The following is a 21,610-nucleotide window of genomic DNA, read 5'->3' as shown; positions in this document are numbered from 1 at the left end:
ATCATCCGGTTCCCCTTGTCAGGGGAGGTCTGAAGAGATTGGTTTCGATATTATCCGGCTCCCCTTGTCAGGGGAGCTGTCAGCGGAAGCTGACTGAGGGGTAGTCAGGTAGTTCAGGTAGTCAGGGCGATGGCGCGCGGCAACGAGGCTACACGGCTTCAGGCTGCACGGTGTTGTATTCGTTGCCGACGTACTTGCTCTTGTACAGCGCGAATTCTGGCAGCCGCACGCGATCTTCCGGGGTGAGCGACTTGAGGAAATCGGCCTCGTAGTCATCGAGGGCGGTGGGGTAGTCGCCGTTGAAGTAGGCGACGCACAGACCGCCGTAGGGCGCGTCGGCGTTGAGCCCGATGGATTCCACCAGACCGTCGAGCGACAGATATGCCAGGGAGTCGGCGCCGATGTAATCGCGGATCTCCTCCACGCTCTTCTTGGCGGCGATCAGCTCCTTGGTGGTGGAGATGTCGATGCCATAGAAGCACGGGTATTTGAGCGGCGGCGAGCTGATGCGCATATGCACTTCGGCCGCGCCGGCCTCCTTGAGCAGCTGCACGATGCGCTTGGAGGTGGTGCCGCGCACGATGGAATCGTCGATGACGATGACGCGCTTGCCCTTGACCACGCCTCGTACGGCGGACAGCTTCATCCTCACGCCCTGTTCGCGCAGCTCCTGCGTGGGCTGGATGAAGGTGCGTGCCACATACTGGTTCTTGATCAGCCCCATTTCGTTGGGCAATCCGGCTGCCTCCGCGTAACCGGATGCGGCGGAGAGCGAGGAGTTCGGCACACCGATCACCATGTCCGCATCCACGGGGGCCTCGGCGAAGAGGCGCGCGCCCATGCGCTTGCGGGCGGAGTGCACGTTGATGCCGTAGATGTCGGAATCCGGGCGGGCGAAGTAGATGTATTCCATCGAGCAGATGGCCAGCTGCGTGTTGTGGGTGTACTGGATGATCTTGTAGCCGTGGTCGCTGACCACCACGATCTCGCCGGGGCGTATGTTGCGCACCAGCTCGGCGCCGACCACGTCCAACGCGCAGGTTTCGGAGGCGAGCACGTAGGCGCCGTTCTTCATCTTGCCGAGGGAGAGCGGGCGGAAGCCGTTCGGGTCGAGTGCGCCGATCATGGCGTCCTCGGTCATGAGCAGGTAGGCGAAGCCGCCGTGCACGGTGTTGAGCGCTTCCTTGAGCTTGTCCATGAAGGTGCGTTGCAGGGATCGACGGATGAGGTGCATGAGCACTTCGGTGTCGGAATTCGAATGGAAGATCGCGCCTTCATCCTCGAGCTTGCGGCGCAGCGACGGGCAGTTGGTCAGGTTGCCGTTGTGGCACAGTGCCACGTCGCCGTCATGGAAGCGGAAGATGAACGGCTGGATGTTGTCCGTGGTGCCGGAGCCAGCGGTGGCGTAGCGCACGTGGCCGATGGCGCGGTTGCCTTTGAGTCGCTCGATTTCCCGCTCGTCGCCGAACACCTGGGTGAGCAGGCCGAGGCCGCGGTGGCCGATGAGATGGCCGTTGTCATTGGAGACAATGCCGGCGCCTTCCTGGCCGCGATGTTGCAATGCGTGCAAGCCGAAATAGGTGAGCCGGGCGGCGTCAGGGTGTCCCCACACGCCGAAGATGCCACATTCCTCATGAATGTCTTCGAGTTCAGCCGACAAGCCAAAGCTCCTTTTTCAAACAGGGGGTTAACTATCTGTCAACCCTACCAATCGGCGGCTACATCGCCGTGTTGTGGGGTGCATGGTCTTCTTTTCTTCCTCCTCGGGTCGAGTGGCGCTGTCCCGGCGCAAGGATTTCGGGGAATCGTCCCCATCATCCCGGATTTCTTGCGCTGGAGCTGGCGTAGTGCAAGGATTCCGGGACGAGTGGGATGATTTCCGGGATTTCTTGCGCTGAGGTGGGTGGGTTCGGGAGGTTGGTTGGGGAGGTTTGGCGCGGGTCGTCTGATTCTCGGGTTCGACACGAACATATCGAACAAATGTTCGACTGTTTTGGTATCATGGGCGTGCCTGGAAATCATAAGGGATGCGACCGAAGGGAGGCGGATGATGGTTCGGGAGACACATACGTATCTCGCAATCGATCTCAAATCCTTCTATGCTTCCGTGGAATGCGCGGCGCTGAATCTGGACCCATTGACCACGCACCTGGTGGTGGCGGACGAGAGCCGCACCGACAAGACCATATGTCTGGCCGTCTCGCCGTCGCTCAAGGCGTATGGCATTCCGGGGCGCGCGCGTCTGTTCGAGGCGAAGCAGCGTCTGGCGGCGGTCAATATGGAGCGCGCCCTCCATACGCCTACGGGCCGATTCATCGGAGAGTCCTGCGACGCCAATGATCTGGCGGCATGCGCATCGCTCAAGGCCTCGATGATCATCGCCAAACCGCGCATGGCGCATTACCTGCAGGTGAGCGGGAAGATCTACGGCATATACCTGAAATACGCGGCTCCCGAACACATCCATGTGTATTCGATCGATGAGGTGTTCATCGATGCGACGCCATACCTGCGTGCCTTGAAGATGACGCCGCATGAGATGGCTATGACCATCGTGCGGGAGATTCTCGCCGAGACGGGTATCACCGCCACGGCGGGCATCGGCACCAACCTGTATCTGGCCAAAATCGCCATGGATATCGTGGCCAAGCATATGCCGGCCGACAAGGACGGCGTGCGGGTGGCGGAGCTTGATGAGATGTCGTATCGTCGATTGCTCTGGAACCATAGGCCGCTCACTGATTTCTGGCGGGTGGGGCGAGGCTATGCCCGCAAACTCGAGCATGCCGGCCTGCTGACCATGGGGGATATCGCCCGTTGCTCGGTGGGGCGGGCTTCGGATTACTACAACGAGGATTTGCTGTACCGCATGTTCGGCGTGAACGCCGAGTTGCTGATTGACCATGCGTGGGGCTGGGAGTCGTGCACCATCGCGGATATTAAGTCATATGAACCGGATGGGCACAGCACCAGCATCGGGCAGGTGCTCACCGGGCCGGCCGACTGGCGTACGGCCCGACTTATCGTCAAGGAGATGGCGGACGCGCTGGCGCTTGATCTTGAGGCCAAAGGTGTCAGGACCAATCGCCTGACATTGGCCATCGGCTATGACATCGGCAGCCTGAATCCCCGGAAACTTGACGGCTGCGAGGACAAATCGATGCGACGGATGGCGGAGTACGCCAAGAATCACTATCAGGGTGACGTCTCCTATGACCGTTATGGGCGTGCGGTGCCCAAACCGTCGGTCGGTTCCATCGGATTGGAGGGATTCACGTCATCCGCGGCCAGCATCCGGCCGTCCATGGCCTCCTTGTTCGAGCGCATCGCCAACCCGATGCTGTTGGTGCGTCGGCTGACCGTTATCGCCGATGATCTGGCCACGCTTGATGAGCTGGCGGTCGGCAAGCGGTATGAGCAGCTCGATCTGTTCGCCGACGAGCCGTCGGGCGCTGGGTTGGGCGGCGATGGGGCGAACGACGACGGGCGTTCCGGTGGAAGGCGTGGACGTGATGATCGTCCCGATTGGCATGTCGCTTCCGCGGATGACGGCGGTGACGGTTCAGCGGAACAATCGGAAGACGGCTCCGGAGGGAAAGGAGAGCAGAACATCCAACGCACACTGCTTGATGTGAAGCGACGCTTCGGTCGCAATGCCGTCATCAAGGCCATGGATCTGGAGGACGGCGCCACCGGCATCGCGCGCAATACGCAGATCGGAGGCCATAGCGCATGACGCTGCAGGAGACTCACCGTTACGACGACATCATCGATTTGCCGCATCATGTCTCACGCCGGCATCCGCAGATGTCCCGTCACAACCGCGCCGCCCAGTTCATGCCGTTCGCCGCCTTGACCGGCTATGACCAGGTCATCGAACAGGTGGCGAAAAACGCCGAAATCCGCATCGCCAAGGCCGAGGCCCAAGGCGATACGGATTTCGGAGCCTGATGTGGGCTGGCTGAGACGGAATCAGCCCACGTGGCGTTCGAAGCGGTGGAAGCCGGTGATCTTGTCGATTTCGGCCATCGCGTCGGCGGGGATCACAAAGCCGGAGGCCTTGATGTTGTTCTCCAGCTGGCTCGGCTTGGAGGCACCGGCGATCACGCAGCTGATCTCCGGGTGCTGCAGGATCCACGCCATCGACAGCACCGGCAGGTTCGTGCCGAGCTCCTCGGCGACCTTGCGCAGACGCTCGACCTTGTCGAGGTTCTCGTCGGTGAGCAGGTCGTTGATCTGGTGATCGGACTGCCAGGTGGCGCGCGAACCGGCCGGCAGCGGCTGACCCTTGCGGTACTTGCCGGTCAGCAGGCCCTGTGCGAGCGGGGAGAACGTGGTGATGCCGATGCCCAGTTTGCGGCAGGTGCCCATGATCTCATGCTCGATGTAACGGTCCTGCAGGTTGTACTGCGGCTGCACCACGGTGATCGGGTAGAGGTTGTAGCGGTCGATGATGCGCTGTGCCTCCTCGAGGCGGGCGGAGCCCCACTCTTCGGAGACGCCATAGTAGAGCACCTTGCCCTGCGCCACCAGATCGCTCATGGCGCGCAGCGTCTCGGTCAGATCGGTGGTCTCGTCGAAGCGGTGGCAGAAGTACATGTCCAGATAGTCGAGCTGCATGTTCTTCAGCGTCTGGTCGATGCTTTCGAAGATATGCTTGCGGCTCAGGCCGCGGTCGTTCACGCCTTCGCCGGTGGGGAAGAAGACCTTGCTGGAGATGACCAGCTCCTTGCGGGGGTATTCCTTGAGAACCTCGCCGAGGAACCGCTCGGCCGCGCCGCCCGAATAGGCGTCCGCGCAATCGAAGAAGTTGACGCCCGACTCATAGGCGAGTCGTACGATGTCTCGCGCCGTGTCCAGCTGCGCGTCGTTCGTCAGCTGCGTCACCCAGCTTCCCAGTGCGATCTCGCTGATCTTTAGTCCGGACTTGCCCACGCTGCGGTACTTCATTGATGCTCCTTCGTTTGCAGCTCCTGCGGTTCCGCGTTCCACGCGCCGATCGGGTGTCTCCGTCGCAACCGGCCGTGAACGCTAACACGTCCATGGAAACACCTCAACCGCACTTGAACGCAAACCCGCACCGCGTCACCTCGCGTGTCGCAAGGCGCCGTTGGAACAATACAGTATAAAAAACTATCTATATATTAATAATAATGCTTCTAATAACTGGAAATTGCTAATATGTTGGTATGTTTACTTTGCTGGATGAAGTCATGCCGGGTGATGTGTCCGCCGGTATCGCACGTCGCATGGTCGCGCGCCGCAAGGAGCATGGCATGTCCCAAACGGCGTTGTCCTCCAAGTCGGGTGTCAGCCTCTCGTCGCTCAGACGGTTCGAGCAGTCACATGAGATTTCATTGACATCGTTGATCAACATAGCCTTCGCGTTGGGATGCGAGGGCGATTTCGAAGGACTGTTCGCACACCCGTACTACAGGGACATCGACGCCGTCGTCGCCGCACGTGGCGACTCCGGCAAGGTGGTCGGCGGGAAGGTTGGCGAGAAAGGCAGAAAAGCGCAGTGATGATGTCTCGCGATGAACTGGGAAACCTGGACGCGACCGTGGATCGTGTGCGCGTGATCTATGACGGGATGACCGTGGGATGGCTCACAATGGCTCCGTCCCGCACATTGGCATTCGCCTACGACCATGATTGGCTGACTGCCGGATTCAGCATCAGCCCTCTGTCGCTGCCACTGCGATCCGGCGTGTTCGTGGCCAAGCGAGACCCGCTCAACGGCATGTTCGGGGTGTTCGACGACAGCATGCCGGATGGTTGGGGAAGATTGCTGACCGATCGCATGCTACGGGAACGCGGTATTGATCCGTTCTCGGTCGGCCCGTTGACCCGATTGTCGATCGTGGGCGCCGGCGGCATGGGAGCGCTTGAGTACGAGCCGGCCGCATCGATGGATGACAGCGTATTCCCGACGGATCTGGACGACATAGCAGCGGAATGCGCCAGCCTGTTGGAAACGGATTTTTCGGATGATCTAGACACACTGTTCGCCCTCGGCGGTTCGTCCGGAGGTGCGCGTCCCAAGATCCTGACGGAAATCGACGGCGAGGAATGGATCATCAAATTCCCGTCCTCCATGGATCCCGCGAATATCGGCGAACAGGAGTATGCGATCTCCCGATTGGCGGTCGCCTGCGGCATCGACATGCCGGAAACACGGCTGTTCCCATCGAAGCGGTGCGCCGGGTATTTCGGTACTCGGCGGTTCGACCGAGTGAGCGGGCCGAACCACTCACGAACGAAGATTCATATGGTTTCGGCCGGAGGATTGTTGGAGACTTCCCACCGTCTCGCCAACCTCGATTACGGTCTGCTGATGCGGCTTACCATGCGCCTGTGCAACAGCGTGGAGGACTGCGAGCGTCTCTACAGGCTGATGTGCTTCAACGTATTCATCGGCAACCGGGATGATCATGCCAAGAACTTCTCATACCTGTATGACCGAGACAAAGGGGAGTGGCATCTGTCTCCCGGCTACGATCTGACCGAAAACCCCGGAATCAACGGCGAACACACCACCGCCGTGAACGGTAAAGGGCGGGGAATCACGATTGATGATCTGACGATGGTCGGCACACGCTCCGGCATCGCCCGTGCGCGGTGCATCTCCATAGCCAAGGACATCCGTGAGCGTGTGGCCGATGCGGGATTCATGGCAAGTATGGGATGAACGCCTCACGGTAGACGGCGATGAGGTGGTCGAGGCTCATCGAGGCGTTGGCCGGGCTGGTCGAGGGCAGCGGCGTCATCGGCACGTCGATGCCGTCCGCCGCCAACGTCGGAGCGATGAGACGGCGATACAGTTGCGCGGCCTTGGCACCGGTCGTGACGATGCGTGTGATCGGCGCGGTAGCGAGGATTGGCGCCGGATCGTTCGGCACGGCGTTGCGGATGCTCGCGTCGGACGCGCCCATGATGTCGCACGAGGCAATCACGTCCCACAACGCGACGTGATGCCGCAGGGCGAACCCGCGTCGCGACTGTGGCGTATCGCCCGCGACGTCCGTCGGATTGGCCGGGTCGGTGAATATCGCCTCCATCACAGGCCAGAACCGGTTGCGCGGATGCATGTAGTAGAACGACTCCTCGCGCGACTTCGGACTCGGCATCGATCCCAGCACCAGCACACGTGACGTGCCGTCCCACACCGGCCCGAATCCATGCTCCACATGTTTCACATGATGTTCCACACGGCTGTCCATGGCTGTACTGCGTTTCACAGGCATACGAACACGGTCGGGGAGCCGGAGGGAAGATCGGCGACCCGTGTCGGCTCGCCGTCCGAAGCCAGATGGAAGACCGTCAGGCCGTTCGACACCTCGTTCGCCACGAGCAGGAGGTTTCCGACCGGCAGGATGTGCCGCGGACGGCTGCCGCCGCAGTCGACGCCGCGCCCGCGCCAACCCGGCTCGTCCTCCGGCGCAAGACGGGACAGGCGCTCACCGTCCCATGCCAACGCCACGATACGTTCCGAGCCGCGCAGACCCACATAGGCGATTCCGGAGATGTCGTTGTGCTGCGAGATATCGTGCACGGCAGCAGCCACCGCCGCATTGCCGGCATCATGTTTGTTGTCGTCTCCGTCTCCGGAGCCTGATGCATTGCCGTCCGCGTCTCCATCCGATTCGCCGCGCCGCAGAGCAGACCACGGTACGAAGGCCAAAGAAGCCGCCTGATCCAGCGGATCGCCACCAAGATCGACGGTCTGCAACACCTTGATGCTGGCGGTGTCGTCATTCGTGTCGAGTGCGCCGGTGGCATTCTCCGAGCCGAGTAGCGTCACCGTATTCGCCCACTCGCCGACCACGGCCACACGCCAATCGGAGCCGTTCGCCGCAGCATCCGCCGCGCCCGGAACGGGCAGCAGATGAAGGTCGCGCGGACCGGTGCCGGATGCCATCGGTACCTCGCCGGTTCGCTCAAGCCTGCCATGCTCCCAACGATGCACATAGATGCGATCAGCACCCAGATCGGTGGACAGCACGTGGCCGTCCTGTAAGGGCAGAATCCAATGCGCATGGGGGCCTTCCTGAGCGGGAAGCGGTCCGCGCCCTTTACCGGCAAGCACCTGTGTGGCCTCGAGCACAGAGCCGTCGGCGGCGATGGGATGCACGCACACATGGCCATCGGCGTAATTGGCCACGATAAGATGCTTCCCACCCAGATCGTCCACAGCTACCGCCGCGTGGGTCGGGCTGCTGCCCGGAGTCGGCACACGGGACAGCTCAGTCAAAGACAGCGCGGTTGTACGCGGGCCGGCGACGGTATCGGTGTCAACGGTGTCGGCATCGGAGACAGTGCCGCCATCCCAATCGATGCGGAATGACGCCACCTCATTGGTGTCCTCCAATACGGCATACAATGTGTCACCGTCACGCGTAATCCACGTGGGGGAGGGCACGTCGGCCAGAACTCCCTCCTTGTGCAACGACACTGCCTGCGTCATGCCATCGTCGTCAATCGATGTGTGCAACGTCAGCGCCTCGATGCCGGGGCATGATGAGCCGCGAAGAGCGCCAAACCCGCCGACTGCAAGTGTCATATCCCCATTACGGGTATCCATGTCATCCACGTCATGAGCCATGACATTCAATCTACTCCACTGCGACCCTGAGCCAAGGGGGAGTCCGAAATATCTGGAAAAACGGAAAGGCTGTTGCCTGCCGGAAACTCAGTCTCTTCCGGCAGGCAACAGCCTTTCCGTATTCATCTGGCGGATATCAGATGCGCATCAGGCGGTGAAGTACTCCACGCCGGCCTCGAAGATCGGCTGGACCTTGTCGCCGGGCACGTTGGCGTACAGGCCGTTGCCGGAACGCTCCGAATGACCCATCTTGCCGAAGACGCGGCCGTCCGGACTGGTGATGCCCTCGATGGCGAGCAGTGAACCGTTCGGGTTCACGGCAAGATCCATGCCCGGCACGCCGGCCTCGTCCACGTACTGCGTGGCGATCTGGCCGTTGGCCTTGAGCTTGGCCAGCACCTCGTCGGAGGCCACGAAGCGGCCTTCGCCATGGGAGATGGCCACGGTGTGCACGTCGCCGACCGAGGTCTTGGCCAGCCACGGGGACAGGTCGGAGGCCACACGCGTACGTACCAGACGGCTCTGGTGGCGGCCGATGGTGTTGAACGTCAGCGTCGGGCATTCGGCGGTCATCGGCACGATGTCGCCGAACGGCACCAGACCCAGCTTGATCAGGGCCTGGAAGCCGTTGCAGATGCCGAGCATCAGACCATCGCGGTTCTTCAGCAGGTCGCGCACCGCTTCGGTCACGGCCGGGGAGCGGAAGAACGCGGTGATGAACTTGGCGGAGCCGTCCGGTTCGTCACCGCCGGAGAAGCCGCCAGGAATCATCACGATCTGGCTCTTGTTGATTTCCTCCACCAGCGCTGCGGCGGATTCGGCCACGGCCTCGGGGGTGAGGTTGTTGACGATCAGCGTGTGCGCTTCGGCACCGGCGCGCTCGAAGGCGGCGGCGGAATCGTACTCGCAGTTGTTGCCCGGGAACACGGGGATGATCACACGCGGCTTGGCCACGGAAGCACCCGTGTACACAGTCTTCTTCACGCCGGATGCCTCGGTGTGGAAATCGATGGTCTCCACAGTCTGGTTCTTTTCCGCGCCCTTGGACCGGTACGGGAACACGGATTCGATGCCGCCCTCCCATGCGTTCTGCAGGTGAGCCAGATCGATGGTCTCGCCGGCGGCACGGAAGGCATAACCCTCCGTGGTCACACCGATCTCACCCACCTCGACCAGGTTGGAGACCGCCGGAATCTTCTCGTTGTCCGCAAGCTCCACGATGAACGAACCGTATGCGGGAGCGAACAGGTCGTCCACGGCGATGCCGTCGTTGAGGTCCACGCCGATGCCGTTGCCCACGGTCATCTTGAATAGGGCCTCGGCGGTGCCGCCATAGCCCGGTGTGGAGACGGCCAGCGCGGTGTGGTGCGACGGGTCGGTCAGCTCCTCGACCAGCGCGAACGCGTCGAGCAGCGCATCCTTGTCCGGGGTCAGGCCATCAGCCAGATAACGCGGCGCGATACGCACGATGCGGTGGCCGGTACCCTTGAACTCGGGGGAGGTGGCGCGTTTCATGTTGCCGACGGCCACGGCGAAGGAGATGAGCGTAGGCGGCACGTCCAGATCCTCGAAGGAGCCGGACATGGAATCCTTGCCGCCGATCGCGCCGGCGCCAAGGTCCACCTGGGCCATCAACGCGCCGAGCACGGCCGCGGTGGGCTTGCCCCAGCGTTCCGGCTCATCGCGCAGCTTCTCGAAGTACTCCTGGAAGCTCAGGTATGCCTTCTCGTGTTCGAAGCCGGCTGCCACAAGCTTGGCCAGCGATTCGACCACGGACAGGTATGCGCCGGTGAACTGGTTCTTCTCCATGATGTACGGGTTGAAGCCCCAAGCCATCGCGGAGGCGGTGGTGGTCTCGCCGAACACCGGGAACTTGGCCACCATGGCCTCGTTCGGGGTGAGCTGCTTGACGCCACCGAACGGCATGAGCACGGTGCCCGCGCCGATTGTGGAATCGAAACGCTCGGAGAGTCCCTTGTTGGAGGCCACATTGAGGTTGGTGACGAGCGCGTGCATACGCTCGGCGAGCGAGCCGGAACGCCATTCGGCCGGCACCTCGTACGCCTGCTGCGCCTCGACGTGCACGACCTGATGCTTGGATGCGCCGTTGGAGGCCAGGAACTCGCGGGAGAGGTTCACGATCTCGTCGCCGTTCCAGGTCATCACCATGCGCGGGTCCTCGGTCACGGTGGCGATCACCGTGGCTTCGAGGTTCTCCTCGCGGGCATAGCCCAGGAACTCGTCCACATCGGCGGCGGCCACGTCCACGGCCATGCGCTCCTGCGATTCGGAGATGGCCAGCTCGGTGCCGTCCAGGCCCTCGTACTTCTTGGGCACGGTGTTGAGATCCACATACAGGCCGTCCGCCAGTTCGCCGACCGCCACGGACACGCCGCCCGCACCGAAGTCGTTGCAACGCTTAATAAGGCGGCAGGCGTCACCGCGACGGAACAGGCGCTGCAGCTTGCGCTCGACCGGAGCGTTGCCCTTCTGCACTTCGGCGCCGTCCAGCTCCAGCGACTCCACGTTATGTGCCTTGGAAGCGCCGGTGGCGCCGCCGATGCCGTCACGGCCGGTGCGACCGCCCAGGAGGATGATCTTGTCGCCGGGGGCCGGGGTCTCGCGGCGCACATGGTCGGCCGGGGTGGCGGCCACGACCGCGCCCACCTCCATACGCTTGGCCACGTAGCCGGGATGGTAGATCTCGTCCACCTGACCGGTGGCCAGGCCGATCTGGTTGCCGTAGGAGGAATAGCCGGCGGCAGCGGTGGTCACCAGCTTGCGCTGGGGCAGCTTGCCTTCCAGCGTCTCAGACACCGGCACTGTCGGATCGGCGGCACCGGTGACGCGCATGGCCTGATACACATAGGAGCGGCCGGATAGAGGATCTCGGATGCAGCCGCCGATGCAGGTGGCAGCGCCACCGAACGGCTCGATCTCAGTGGGGTGGTTGTGCGTCTCGTTCTTGAACAGGAACAGCCAGTCCTGATCCTCGCCGTTCACATCCACCTTGACCTTGACGGTGCAGGCGTTGATCTCCTCGGACTCGTCGAGACCGGTCAGGATGCCGTTCTTCTTGAGCCACTTGGCGCCAATCGTGCCCATGTCCATCAGGCATACGGGCTTGGCATCACGGCCCAGCTCATGGCGCATCGCCATGTAGCGGTCGAAAGCGGCCTTGACCACGGCGTCGTCGATGTCCACTTCGTCCAGCTCGGTGCCGAACGTGGTGTGGCGGCAGTGGTCGGACCAGTAGGTGTCGATCACCTTGATTTCGGTGATGGTGGGCTCGCGGCCCTCCTCGGTGAAGTACCGCTGGCAGAATTCCAGATCGGCCAGATCCATGGCAAGCCCGCGTTCGTCGATGAACCGCTGGCCCGCGGCCGCGTCCATCTCGTTGAATCCGGCGATGGCCTCCACCTTGCCCGGCATAGGTACCTGGGTCTTCAAGGTCGCCTTGGTGTCCAGACTGGCCTCGCGCGCCTCGACCGGGTTGATGACGTACTTTTTGATGGTCTCGATGTCCGCATCGGTCAGATTGCCTTCGAGGGCGTACAGCTTCGCGGAACGCACGGTCGGACGCTCGCCTTGGGAGATGAGCTGGATGCATTCGGCCGCCGAATCGGCGCGCTGATCGAACTGTCCGGGCAGGAATTCGGTGGCGAACACCTTGGCGTCGCCGAAATCGGGCAGATCGTAGGACACGTTATCCACCTGCGGTTCGCTGAACACGGTGGGCACGGTCTGATTGAACAGGTCTTCGGAAATGCCTTCCGCATCGTAACGGTTCACGATGTGCAGGGCCTTCAGGCCGCTGATGCCCAGGATGGTGCGCAGCTCGCCGGCAAGCTGCTGCGCCTCGACATCAAAGCCGGGTTTCTTCTCCACGTACACGCGGAAAACCATGGGGTTCCTTTCTCAACAAATCAAAGCTGGAATGGATTTGGCTCCCTTCGATGAGGGAAGCTGACGTGGTAGATGACCGATGGGAGCCGTGGCTGCGAGACCATTGGTCCTCCCCTCAAATCAGCGTCACTGACAGCTCCCTCACCGAGGAGAGCCAAATGCGGTATGTTGCAGCGTGTGCGTCACTCGGCGACTTCGATGCCTTCGGACTTGGCCAGCTCGGCCAGACGCTCCTCGATCTCCTCGTAGGCCGGGATGATCGAGCCGAGGCCGCGGCGGAACAGGTCCTTGTCCAGGTGCTCCACCTTGCCGGAATGGTCACGCTGGTCCCACAGGCGGCAGGAATCCGGGGTGATCTCGTCGGCCAGCAGCAGCGTGCCATCGGAGGCGCGTCCCATCTCGATCTTGAAGTCCACGAGCTTGACGTCGATCTTGGCGAAGATCTCGATCAGGGCCTCGTTGATCTTGCGGGCCAGCGGGGCGATCTCGGCCAGATCCTCGCGGGTGCAGACGCCCAGAGCCACCAGGTCATCGTCGTTGACGAACGGATCATGCAGATCGTCGTTCTTCAGGAAGTACTCGAGCACCGGCTCCTTGAGCGGCAGGCCCTCCTCCACGCCGAGACGCGAGCAGAAGTGACCGGCGGCCACATTGCGCAGCACGATCTCGAGCGGGAACATGTTCACCTTGCGCACCAGCTGGCCGGTGGCGTTCACACGCTTGACGAGGTGGCTGTCAATGCCGCGCTTCTTGAGCAGGTCGAAGATGATGGTCGTGATGAGGTTGTTCAGACGGCCCTTGCCGGTGAAGTCTTCCTTCTTCTCACCGTCGCCGGCGGTGGCGGTGTTCTTGTATTCGACCCACAGAATCTCGGGATCGTCGGTTGCGTACAGTTGCTTGGCCTTGCCTCGTAGAGCTTTTCCAGTTTCTCCATGACTGCCTTCCAAATCGTGCTGAAGAGCGGATTTCTGGGTGAACTAACGGTAAAAAGGGTACCAATCGCCGGGGATATCCGACATGTACGGAGCGCCTGTTCCTGGCGTCCGTGGTTGAGATGAAGGAATCTTGACCTCTGAGACGAATTATCGGCGAATCGCGGATATCAATCACGACAAAGGCGATAATGGGAAGTGACGTAATGATACAAGGAGGTTCGTCATGATCGATCACATTGGACTGTTCGTCAAGGACGCTAACGAGCGTGCGGAATTCTACGGGAAGCTGCTGGCCCCGCTCGGTTACGTGAAGAAGGCCGAATACCCGGGTGCCGTGTGCTTTGCCAACGACGAGGATGGCGACAGCGTCTGGCTGGAGTCTCCGAAAGGCGACAATCCGGTCGTGCCGACGCACGTGGCCTTCCGCGCCGAGAATGAGGACACCATCAAGGCATTCCATGCGGCGGGGCTCGAGGCCGGCGGCACGGACAACGGCCAGCCCGGTCCTCGTCCGAACTATGGCCCGACCTACTACGCCGCCTTCATCCATGACCCGGATGGCAACAACATCGAGGCCATGCTGAGCTGATTGGTTGCTACTCCACGGTAATCGTCAGTGCGTCGGCGACGTGTGCGGCTTTGGCGCGGGCATCGGCTTCACTGGTACCGATGGCCAGCGCAACGGCCATACGGCGGTGGCCGTGTACCTCGGGCTTGGCGAAGATGCGCAGATCAGTGTCAGGCTCGGCCAGCGCATCGGCGACGTTCGTGAATACCGCCTCGCCTTCGCCTTCCACCACGATGGCGTGGCTGGCGGCCACCTGACCGTTGCGCAACGTCAGCGCCACATGCTCGGGCGTGACCGGCAGGCCCAGAATCGCCCGGGCATGCAGCGCGAACTCGCTGAGCCGTTGTGAGGCCATCGTCACCATGCCAGTGTCATGCGGGCGAGGGGAGACCTCGTTGAACAACACGCGACCATTGGTCAGCACGAACAATTCCACACCAAACACGCCCCAGCCGGTCTCGCCTGCGGTCTGTGCTCGGGCCACAAGCCCCTCCACGGCGGCGCGGGCGATGTCATGAGCGCGGTCAAGTACAGACAGATCGGCATCGCCGTTTACCGCCACGGCCGGCTGCCATGATTCGCGGTAATCCCCTGATTCCTGACGCTGGCCGATCGGCGCGCACGTCACGATCCCGGCCGACGAGCTCACCGTAAGCACTGTCAATTCATAGTCCAGCGGAGCCAGCGCCTCCACAATCACGCGCGACACATCCCCCTCGCCGGCGGCGCGACGGCCTTCCTGCGCTTCAGTCCATGCTGCGTCAATCGCGTCGGCGGAACGCACCACGGACTGGCCGTGACCGGACGAGCTCATCACCGGCTTGACCACACACGGATAGCCGACCTCCAAAGCACCTGCGCGCAGCTCCTCCAACGAGCCGGCGAAACGATACGGGGTGGTCGGCAGGCCAAGCTCCTCGTGGGCGAGCACGCGCAGACGCTCGCGGTCCATGCAGATCGCCGCGATCTCGGCACTCGGCACTACCTGTGCGCCGGCCTTGGCGGCACCCGCCAGCACATCAGTGGCGATGGCCTCCACCTCGGGCACGATGATGTCCGGCTTCACCTCGTCGAACAGAGCCTGCAAATCGGCGGCGCTCGCCATGTCCAATACACGATACTCATGCGCCACCTGCTGGGCCGGCGCGCCTGCATAGGAATCGGCGGCGCACACCCAGGCACCCAGACGCATCAGTTCGATGGTCACCTCCTTGCCCAGCTCGCCCGCGCCGAGAAACAGTACGCGGGTGGGGCGCTTGCCCAGCGGCGTGCCCAGCGGGCGGCCGACAGCGGGGGCGTTGGCGGTCGCGGGGGAGTCGAGGTTTGCGGAATCGTTCACGGCATGCTCAGTCATACCCCACATTATGCCATGCCGCGATGATTTCCCTCTTGAGTCCCACGACGGTTGCAGACTGTAACCTGCTATAAGCATCACGTATAGGCGCGCCATTGCATATGGAACAAACCTCCCGTACCGTATGAATCACCGGCCGATTTGTTCAGCGCGGTCGGGCCAACGTTATAGGGGATGCTCGGCTGGCCTTATAGGTTCATACGCCCAACAGGCGGCCAGCCTGAGCAGTTCAGGCGGTTTGACGGCTAAGTGGTTCGATGACCGAAGGTTCGCCAGGATTCAGGCGGTCAACACGACAGACAAAGGGGGATGCGGTATGTCGGCGCAGGACGCTGCACTGGTTTCTGAACTGATTTCCAGAAGAGCGGTGGGACTCCCCGGCAACCCTTTCGCCGAAGCCGACGCACGCGCCGCGGCCGCCATTGCCGCAGGACATGACATCATCGATCTGAGCAAAGGCAACCCGGATGGTCAGCCGCCTGTGTTCGTGCAGGACGCACTTGCCCAAGCCGCCCATGACCCAGGGCTGTTCCGGTATCCGCCGTTCGATGGCGTACCGCAATATCTGAACGCCATCGCCGGCTGGTATGAGCGCGAGCATGGTGTGACTGTGGATCCCGCAACACAGCTGCTTGCCACATCCGGTTCGTCGGTGGGCATCGCCACTGTGATTCAGGCGCTCATTGACCCGGGCGACACCGTGGTCGCAGTAGACCCTTATTACCCGCAGTATGAGGGGTCAACCTCCGTCGCCGGAGGCAGATTCGAGACGATTCCAGCCGACGCAGGACACGGTTTTCTGCCGGATTTGGATGCCGTGGATGCCGGATTGTGGGAGCGTGCCAAACTGCTGATACTCAACTATCCGAACAATCCCACCGGTGCCGTGGCGTCGCCCGAACTGTATGCATCGGCGGTTCGGCTGGCGAAGCGATACGGTTTCATCGTGCTCAATGACTTTGCCTATGCCGGTCTTGAGTTCGGTGAGGCCCATTCCCTGAGTCTACTGGAGACGCCGGGTGCGCTGGATGTGGCGGTGGAATTGGGGTCGTTGTCGAAGATGTTCATGGTGGCCGGGTGGCGAGGCGGCTTCGTGGCGGGCAACGCCGAGGTGCTGGGCGCGGTCAAGGCGGTGCACCGGCAGACCGCCGTGCTGGCATCCAGCGTCATCCAGCAGGCCGGGGCGATCGCGTTGAATTCCGACCAGTCCACCGCGAAAGACTTGGCGGTGCAATACCAGCACCGGTTCGAGGTTGTGCGCGACGGATTGGACGGCAGTGGTCTGGACGTCGCCCAATCGCACGGTGGATTGTTCGCATGGGCTCGCATACCGGGGCAGCGGGGTCGGGTGGACGATACAGATGCTGGTGGTTCAGGCGCTGGTGACTTGCCGAATGCCGAAGTTGAGGGAGCGGTTACGCATGCCGCAGTCGGCGTATCGGATGCATTCGTCGAATGGCTGCTCAACACCGCTGGGGTGGCGCTGATGCCCGGTACGTGCTTTGGCGAGAACGGCGAAGGCTGGGTGCGTATCAGTCTGCTCAAGCATACGGCTGATCTGTATCAGGCGGTCTCTCGCATACGCCGAGTGTTGGATGATCTGCGATAAGCCATCGGCTGGGTTGCCTAGGTAATTAGACAATTCGTTATACGCCACACCATTGTTCACGGTACGTCCCCGTTGCATCATGATTGCGGGTGGGCCATGGAGCGCATGGGGCTTACACTAAGGCAATGCACGAAAACGGAACTGGTGAAGAGAGCATCGACAGGCCGCTGACCATCGCTTTGGTGGTGGATACCGTCGGCAATCAGGGCAACGGCACGTCGAACTCGGCATTGCAATGGGCCGCCGAACTTGAGCGACAGGGACATCATGTGCGGCTGGTGGGCATCGGCGCTCCCGAATACCCTGCACGCGTGAACAAGGTGCCGTTGGTCTCCTGGGTGGCCTCCAAACAGCTCATGCAGTTCGCGCAGCCGAGCGACACCCTGTTCCGCACCGCATTCCGCGGCGTGGACGTGGTGCATGTCTATATGCCGTTCAAATTCGGCCGTCATGCCGCCAAAGTGGCCCGTCAGATGGGCATCCCGGTGACCGCCGGGTTCCATCTGCAGCCAGAGAACGTCCTGTATTCCGCAGGGCCGCTGCGTCATATCCCCGGCATCTCCGGATTTCTGTATTGGTTGTTCAAGCATTGGCTGTACAAGCGCATCGACCATATCCACGTGCCGACCGAGATGACGGCGAGCCTGCTGCGCTCGCACGGGTATCAGGCGAAGCTGCACGTGATCTCCAACGGGTACTCGCCGGTCTACACGCCGAAGCCCCCCGCCGAATCGTCAGAGGACCCTGATGCGGCGTCGCCGGTGCCTTTCCGCATCATCGCATCCGGGCGCCTCGCGCGCGAGAAGGACCAGATCACGTTGATCAAGGCGGTGTCCATGTCCCGCCATGCCGCGGACATCCAATTGGTCATCGCCGGCACCGGCCCGCTGAAGCACTATCTGAAGTTCCGCGCCGGCAGGTTGCTTGCGCGCAAGGCGGACATCGGATTCCATAAGCATGCCGACATGCCGGAATTGCTGCGATCCGGCGACCTGTTCGTGCATTGCTCCATAGCGGACATCGAATCGGTGAGCGTCATCGAGGCGATGGCCTGCGGCCTGGTCCCGGTGATCGCCGCGTCCGAGCTGTCTGCCGCAAGCCAATTCGCACTGCTTGATGAGTCACTGTTCCCGGTGCGGGACGCGGCGTTGCTGGCCCGACGCATCGACTGGTGGATCGCCCATCAGCGCGAACGGGTCGCATGGGGTGCCAGGTACGCCCAGAACACCAAGGAGCACTATTCCGTAGAGGCGTCCGTGCACAAGTTCGTGGACATGGAGCGCGAGGCCATCGAGGAATGAGATAGCGCTATGTGAATAGATGAAGCATGGGATATATGCAAATCAACTATGTGGACGATTTTTGTTAGCGATACTACGTTGTGCTTTGTGGTAACTTACATTTTTTCCATGTTGATAATGTTTAACTGATGAATACTACGTGGATAAAGAAATAACAACTACATTCCATTCAGTGCCACCCGCTGTGCCGCTAGGGTTAAAAACGCGCTCAGGATTTAATCCTGACAGTTCGGCTCGCCCTACTGGATTGTTGTTCTTCGTTAATGGGGAGAAGCAGGGAGCCTGTACAGCTTCGCTTGTTAATAGTAGTTCTAAGAAATTGGTGATGACAGCTGCCCATTGTTTACATGGGGGAAGTGGGAGTGGTTGGTATACTAAGTTTATGTTTGTACCTAATGCGTCACCGTCTGGCGGAAACACGCAGATGTATGCTATGGGTACTGCTCGAGTATTTACAGACTGGATTAATAATGCCAATACTCAATCGTTATCTGTATATGATGTTCCTAATGATATTGGTTTTATTAGTGTGTCTTCTGTAATGCCCGATTATCTGGGCAAGCCGGTTGAAGTTTTTGGTGGCCATGGTTTTGGTCATTCGAATCTTGGTAGTTTTACTGCTCGAATTGTTGGATATCCTAAGAATCCAGGAAACAATAAAGATCCGCAGTCGTGTGTGACAAAAGTTGAAACTTTGTACCCGTTCAATATGGGTGACGTGTTGAAGGCTTCAGGGTGCTCTTTTGTGGATGCGCATGGTGCGTCAGGCAGCCCCTGGCTTGAGCTTTATGATGAGAATACAGGTATAGGTTGGGCGAATGGGGTACTGTCGGCTGTTCCTAGCCAAGAACATACACTGTTAAGCCCAAGGTTTAATGATCGTGTTTATAAGCTATATAACGAAGCGAATAACGATGGGTTACAATAAGAAATATCGTTCTTTCGGAAATAGTGTTATTAATATCATTTTTTTAATTATTATTATTATTATTCTTGCTTCTGTTTCTCTTTTATATTTTTTTAAGAATGAAATGATTTCCGATGTTACAGTTACTGTTGTTGATGATAGCGATGTTCCCCAAAGCGGCTATTCTGTGAGCTTCACTCCCCTTGACAGTAATCAATTAATGACATTGGTTGCTTACTATACGAATAAAAATGGTCAATATCATGGTAATCTGCATTACGGGGAATGGAGATTGGATGTATCTTGTAGCGATTTATTTCGCTCATGCAAATATGATAACCATGAAGTGAGAGTGATTAATGTAGATCAATCTGTCACTAATATTGTAATCAAAGTTGATTCATGAAGTCTCGAATTACGTTAGTGGTATATGTCTGATTGGTATCTGAGTATTACTGTCTGGCATATACCACCGGTTTTTGTTTTTTACAGCAGCGCGATGAGCTGATCGACCTCTTCGGACGTGGTCGCCCAGCTCGTGCAGATGCGCATGACGGTATGCATATCGTCGGCCTTCTCGGTGAAGCCGAGCTTCACATGCTGCGTCAGGCGGTCGATGGTGGGCTGGTCCATCGTCACGAAGATCTGGTTGGTCGGCGCTTCGAACGTGAGCTGATAGCCCTTGGTCTTGAGCGCTTCGCGGATACGGTCGGCGGCGATGTTCGCGTTGCGTGCGATCGTGAAATACAGGTCATCGGTGAACAGCGCATCGAACTGCGCGCCCAGCACAAAGCCCTTGGCAAGCAGGGCGCCATGCTGCTTGATGCGGGTCAGGAAATGCTTCGGCGTGTTGTGTTTGGTGAATACCACCGCTTCACCAAACAGCGCGCCCACCTTGGTGCCTCCGATGTAGAACACGTCAGCGATATTCGCCAGATCCTCCATCGACAGGTCGCCGCCGGTGACGGTCAACGCATAGCCGAGACGCGCGCCGTCCACGAACAGCGGCATGTCGTAGCGGTGCGCGACTTCGGCGATCGCCTCCAATTCGGCCTTGGAATAGATTGTTCCGTATTCTGTGCTCTGCGAGACGTACACGGAACCGGGGAAGACCATGTGCTCATAGTTGCCGTCGGCATAGAAGGTCTTGCAGAACTCGTCCAGTTCGTGCGCATCCATCTTGCCATTGTGGTGGGGGAGGGTGAGCACCTTGTGCCCGGAGAACTCTATGGCGCCGGCTTCATGCACGTTGGGGTGTCCGGATGTCACTGCCACAACGCCTGCATAGGCCGGGGTGATGGTGTCGATCACCACCTGATTGGTCTGGGTGCCGCCCACCAGGAACCAGACATCCGCATCCGGCTTGCCGCAGGCTTCGCGGATCTTGGCCTTGGCCTGTTCGGTGAGCTCATCGGAGCCGTATCCGGAGTACAGATGTTCGTTGGCGCGCGCTATGGCGTCGATCACCGACGGATGCGCGGCGCGAGAGTAGTCGTTTTCAAAAGACAGCATCAGGAGTCCCTCTCTAGGCGATAGTCCCGAGTCTACATTGTGTGGGAATCAGCTGTATGTTCGCGTCCGAACGAGGATGCCGCGAACATGCGGTCTCTTAGTGGTGCGGAATCGGCTGTATGTTCGCGTCCGAACGAGGATGCCGCGAACATGCGGTCTCTTAGCGGCTCGGAATCGGCTGTATGTTCGCGTCCGAACGAGGATGCCGCGAACATGCGGTCTCTTAGCGGCTCGGAATCGGCTGTATGTTCGCGGCTGTTGCGTTGATGCGCGAACATACAGCGGAAAACCTGATAGCTGATAGTCCGAAACCGGGTGGTGGTACTACCGATAAGCCAGGAAAGGACCCTTAGCCTAGGAAAGACGTACGCTTGTTGAGAAAAACAAAACCCCTCCGCGCAATAAGCAGAGGGCTACTGGGGTGGCCAACGAGGCTCGAACCCGCGACCTTCTGAACCACAATCAGATGCTCTACCAACTGAGCTATGGCCACCATGCTTGTTTCCCAGCAGGACTGGAAGACAACAGATGGATACTATACACAACTTTCGGCCGGCGTGCTCGTCGGCGTGTCGCATGTGCGCCCCGTCGGCGTCGCTCTCTGTGTCGGCTGTGTCGGGGGGGTGTTCCTATGTTTTTGTCAACCTTGTGAGGGGTTGTTGTGTCGTGTCGGGGTTGGTTGTGGTGGGCGTGCTTCGCCTTGGCCTTGGCGGTCGGCTGCCGTGGCCTGTGTCGGTTGGTTTCATGCGGCGAGGGTTTGTTCCTGGTAGAGGGTGCCGTTCTTGAGCATGCTGTAGATCACGTCGCAGCGGCGTCGGGCGAGGCAGATGACGGCGGCGTTGTGGTGCTTGCCTTGTTCGCGTTTGCGTTTGTAGTAGGCGATGGACGGCGGGTGTTTGGTGGAGGCGACGCG

16 protein-coding genes, 1 tRNA gene and 2 pseudogenes are annotated in these 21,610 nt (G+C 60.4%); 9 read left to right on the top strand and 10 right to left on the bottom strand.

The features are described from left to right. Window positions 1–148 precede the first annotated feature (148 nt). Window positions 149–1,660: an amidophosphoribosyltransferase gene (gene purF, locus BREU_RS01675; RefSeq protein WP_044089934.1), complete on the bottom strand. Its 1,512-nt coding sequence runs from the start codon at window positions 1,658–1,660 to the stop codon at window positions 149–151. A 390-nt stretch (window positions 1,661–2,050) separates the two neighbouring features. On the opposite strand from purF, the gene BREU_RS01670 reads away from it, so the two are divergent. Both BREU_RS01670 and BREU_RS01665 read left to right on the top strand, forming a co-directional pair. Continuing rightward, window positions 2,051–3,736 carry a Y-family DNA polymerase gene (locus tag BREU_RS01670; protein ID WP_044089966.1) on the top strand — a complete coding sequence of 562 codons (1,686 nt, stop codon included), beginning with the start codon at window positions 2,051–2,053 and terminating at the stop codon, window positions 3,734–3,736. Next, a complete protein-coding gene (locus BREU_RS01665; RefSeq protein ID WP_044089933.1) occupies window positions 3,733–3,951 on the top strand; it encodes a hypothetical protein in 219 nt (72 codons plus the stop codon). The genes BREU_RS01670 and BREU_RS01665 overlap by 4 nt, the downstream gene beginning before the upstream one ends. Before the next feature lie 21 nt (window positions 3,952–3,972). Here the strand turns inward: BREU_RS01665 and BREU_RS01660 are convergent, their stop codons facing one another. Then, window positions 3,973–4,950: an aldo/keto reductase family protein gene (locus tag BREU_RS01660; RefSeq protein WP_044089932.1), complete on the bottom strand. Its 978-nt coding sequence runs from the start codon at window positions 4,948–4,950 to the stop codon at window positions 3,973–3,975. 239 nt (window positions 4,951–5,189) lie between these two features. On the opposite strand from BREU_RS01660, the gene BREU_RS01655 reads away from it, so the two are divergent. Next, window positions 5,190–5,525 carry a helix-turn-helix domain-containing protein gene (locus BREU_RS01655; RefSeq protein ID WP_223847915.1) on the top strand — a complete coding sequence of 112 codons (336 nt, stop codon included), beginning with the start codon at window positions 5,190–5,192 and terminating at the stop codon, window positions 5,523–5,525. Then, the gene (locus BREU_RS01650; protein WP_238566972.1) at window positions 5,525–6,691 is read left to right on the top strand and encodes a type II toxin-antitoxin system HipA family toxin; all 1,167 of its coding nucleotides are present in this window, start codon (window positions 5,525–5,527) and stop codon (window positions 6,689–6,691) included. The genes BREU_RS01655 and BREU_RS01650 overlap by 1 nt, the downstream gene beginning before the upstream one ends. On the opposite strand, the gene BREU_RS01645 is transcribed toward BREU_RS01650, so the two are convergent. The 4 genes and pseudogenes from BREU_RS01645 to purC all read right to left on the bottom strand — a co-directional run bounded on the left by BREU_RS01645 (window position 6,672) and on the right by purC (window position 13,445). Then, entirely contained in the window at window positions 6,672–7,211 is a 540-nt protein-coding gene (locus BREU_RS01645) for a DNA-deoxyinosine glycosylase (RefSeq protein WP_238566971.1), read from the bottom strand. The genes BREU_RS01650 and BREU_RS01645 overlap by 20 nt on opposite strands. 26 nt (window positions 7,212–7,237) lie before the next feature. Beyond that, entirely contained in the window at window positions 7,238–8,563 is a 1,326-nt protein-coding gene (locus BREU_RS01640; RefSeq protein ID WP_044089963.1) for a lactonase family protein, read from the bottom strand. Window positions 8,564–8,752: 189 nt separating this feature from the next. Next, window positions 8,753–12,511, bottom strand: coding sequence for a phosphoribosylformylglycinamidine synthase (locus BREU_RS01635; RefSeq protein WP_044089928.1), 3,759 nt, complete (start codon window positions 12,509–12,511; stop codon window positions 8,753–8,755). A 182-nt stretch (window positions 12,512–12,693) separates the two neighbouring features. Then, window positions 12,694–13,445: pseudogene (gene purC, locus BREU_RS01630) on the bottom strand (phosphoribosylaminoimidazolesuccinocarboxamide synthase). A 224-nt stretch (window positions 13,446–13,669) separates the two neighbouring features. Between purC and BREU_RS01625 the strand changes: the two are divergent. Beyond that, the gene (locus tag BREU_RS01625) at window positions 13,670–14,035 is read left to right on the top strand and encodes a VOC family protein (protein WP_044089926.1); all 366 of its coding nucleotides are present in this window, start codon (window positions 13,670–13,672) and stop codon (window positions 14,033–14,035) included. A gap of 7 nt (window positions 14,036–14,042) precedes the next feature. Here the strand turns inward: BREU_RS01625 and purT are convergent, their stop codons facing one another. Continuing rightward, a complete protein-coding gene (gene purT, locus BREU_RS01620; protein WP_044089924.1) occupies window positions 14,043–15,368 on the bottom strand; it encodes a formate-dependent phosphoribosylglycinamide formyltransferase in 1,326 nt (441 codons plus the stop codon). Between the two features lie 316 nt (window positions 15,369–15,684). Between purT and BREU_RS01615 the strand changes: the two genes are divergently transcribed. From BREU_RS01615 to BREU_RS11815, 4 genes are all read left to right on the top strand, one after another. Further along, the gene (locus BREU_RS01615) at window positions 15,685–16,977 is read left to right on the top strand and encodes a pyridoxal phosphate-dependent aminotransferase (RefSeq protein ID WP_044089923.1); all 1,293 of its coding nucleotides are present in this window, start codon (window positions 15,685–15,687) and stop codon (window positions 16,975–16,977) included. Window positions 16,978–17,102: 125 nt separating this feature from the next. Then, the gene (locus BREU_RS01610; RefSeq protein ID WP_044089922.1) at window positions 17,103–18,278 is read left to right on the top strand and encodes a glycosyltransferase; all 1,176 of its coding nucleotides are present in this window, start codon (window positions 17,103–17,105) and stop codon (window positions 18,276–18,278) included. Window positions 18,279–18,417: 139 nt separating this feature from the next. Then, entirely contained in the window at window positions 18,418–19,206 is a 789-nt protein-coding gene (locus tag BREU_RS11820) for a trypsin-like serine peptidase (RefSeq protein WP_152598616.1), read from the top strand. Then, window positions 19,193–19,591 carry an Ig-like domain-containing protein gene (locus BREU_RS11815; RefSeq protein ID WP_140489222.1) on the top strand — a complete coding sequence of 133 codons (399 nt, stop codon included), beginning with the start codon at window positions 19,193–19,195 and terminating at the stop codon, window positions 19,589–19,591. The genes BREU_RS11820 and BREU_RS11815 overlap by 14 nt, the downstream gene beginning before the upstream one ends. 80 nt (window positions 19,592–19,671) lie before the next feature. Here the strand turns inward: BREU_RS11815 and BREU_RS01605 are convergent, their stop codons facing one another. The 3 genes and pseudogenes from BREU_RS01605 to BREU_RS12075 all read right to left on the bottom strand — a co-directional run. Beyond that, window positions 19,672–20,697: a threonine aldolase family protein gene (locus tag BREU_RS01605; RefSeq protein ID WP_044089921.1), complete on the bottom strand. Its 1,026-nt coding sequence runs from the start codon at window positions 20,695–20,697 to the stop codon at window positions 19,672–19,674. Window positions 20,698–21,114: 417 nt separating this feature from the next. Next, window positions 21,115–21,190: transfer RNA gene (locus BREU_RS01600), tRNA-His, on the bottom strand. Window positions 21,191–21,439: 249 nt separating this feature from the next. Further along, window positions 21,440–21,610, bottom strand: a pseudogene (locus tag BREU_RS12075) (IS110 family transposase); the annotation flags it as partial.

Origin of the sequence: Bifidobacterium reuteri DSM 23975, from assembly GCF_000741695.1 — a bacterium.
Taxonomy (GTDB): Bacteria; Actinomycetota; Actinomycetes; order Actinomycetales; family Bifidobacteriaceae; genus Bifidobacterium; species Bifidobacterium reuteri.
This window is presented reverse-complemented; position numbering and strand designations above follow the sequence as displayed.

What these genes read in the sequence shown, in the direction of transcription:
- BREU_RS01670 (WP_044089966.1), top strand. Translation starts at nt 2,051, where the DNA reads ATGGTTCGGGAGACACATACGTATCTCGCAATCGATCTCAAATCCTTC.
- BREU_RS01665 (WP_044089933.1), top strand. Translation starts at nt 3,733, where the DNA reads ATGACGCTGCAGGAGACTCACCGTTACGACGACATCATCGATTTGCCG.
- BREU_RS01660 (WP_044089932.1), bottom strand. Translation starts at nt 4,950, where the DNA reads ATGAAGTACCGCAGCGTGGGCAAGTCCGGACTAAAGATCAGCGAGATC.
- BREU_RS01655 (WP_223847915.1), top strand. Translation starts at nt 5,190, where the DNA reads ATGTTTACTTTGCTGGATGAAGTCATGCCGGGTGATGTGTCCGCCGGT.
- BREU_RS01650 (WP_238566972.1), top strand. Translation starts at nt 5,525, where the DNA reads ATGATGTCTCGCGATGAACTGGGAAACCTGGACGCGACCGTGGATCGT.
- BREU_RS01640 (WP_044089963.1), bottom strand. Translation starts at nt 8,563, where the DNA reads ATGACACTTGCAGTCGGCGGGTTTGGCGCTCTTCGCGGCTCATCATGC.
- BREU_RS01635 (WP_044089928.1), bottom strand. Translation starts at nt 12,511, where the DNA reads ATGGTTTTCCGCGTGTACGTGGAGAAGAAACCCGGCTTTGATGTCGAG.
- BREU_RS01625 (WP_044089926.1), top strand. Translation starts at nt 13,670, where the DNA reads ATGATCGATCACATTGGACTGTTCGTCAAGGACGCTAACGAGCGTGCG.
- purT (WP_044089924.1), bottom strand. Translation starts at nt 15,368, where the DNA reads ATGACTGAGCATGCCGTGAACGATTCCGCAAACCTCGACTCCCCCGCG.
- BREU_RS01615 (WP_044089923.1), top strand. Translation starts at nt 15,685, where the DNA reads ATGTCGGCGCAGGACGCTGCACTGGTTTCTGAACTGATTTCCAGAAGA.
- BREU_RS01610 (WP_044089922.1), top strand. Translation starts at nt 17,103, where the DNA reads ATGCACGAAAACGGAACTGGTGAAGAGAGCATCGACAGGCCGCTGACC.
- BREU_RS11815 (WP_140489222.1), top strand. Translation starts at nt 19,193, where the DNA reads ATGGGTTACAATAAGAAATATCGTTCTTTCGGAAATAGTGTTATTAAT.
- BREU_RS01605 (WP_044089921.1), bottom strand. Translation starts at nt 20,697, where the DNA reads ATGCTGTCTTTTGAAAACGACTACTCTCGCGCCGCGCATCCGTCGGTG.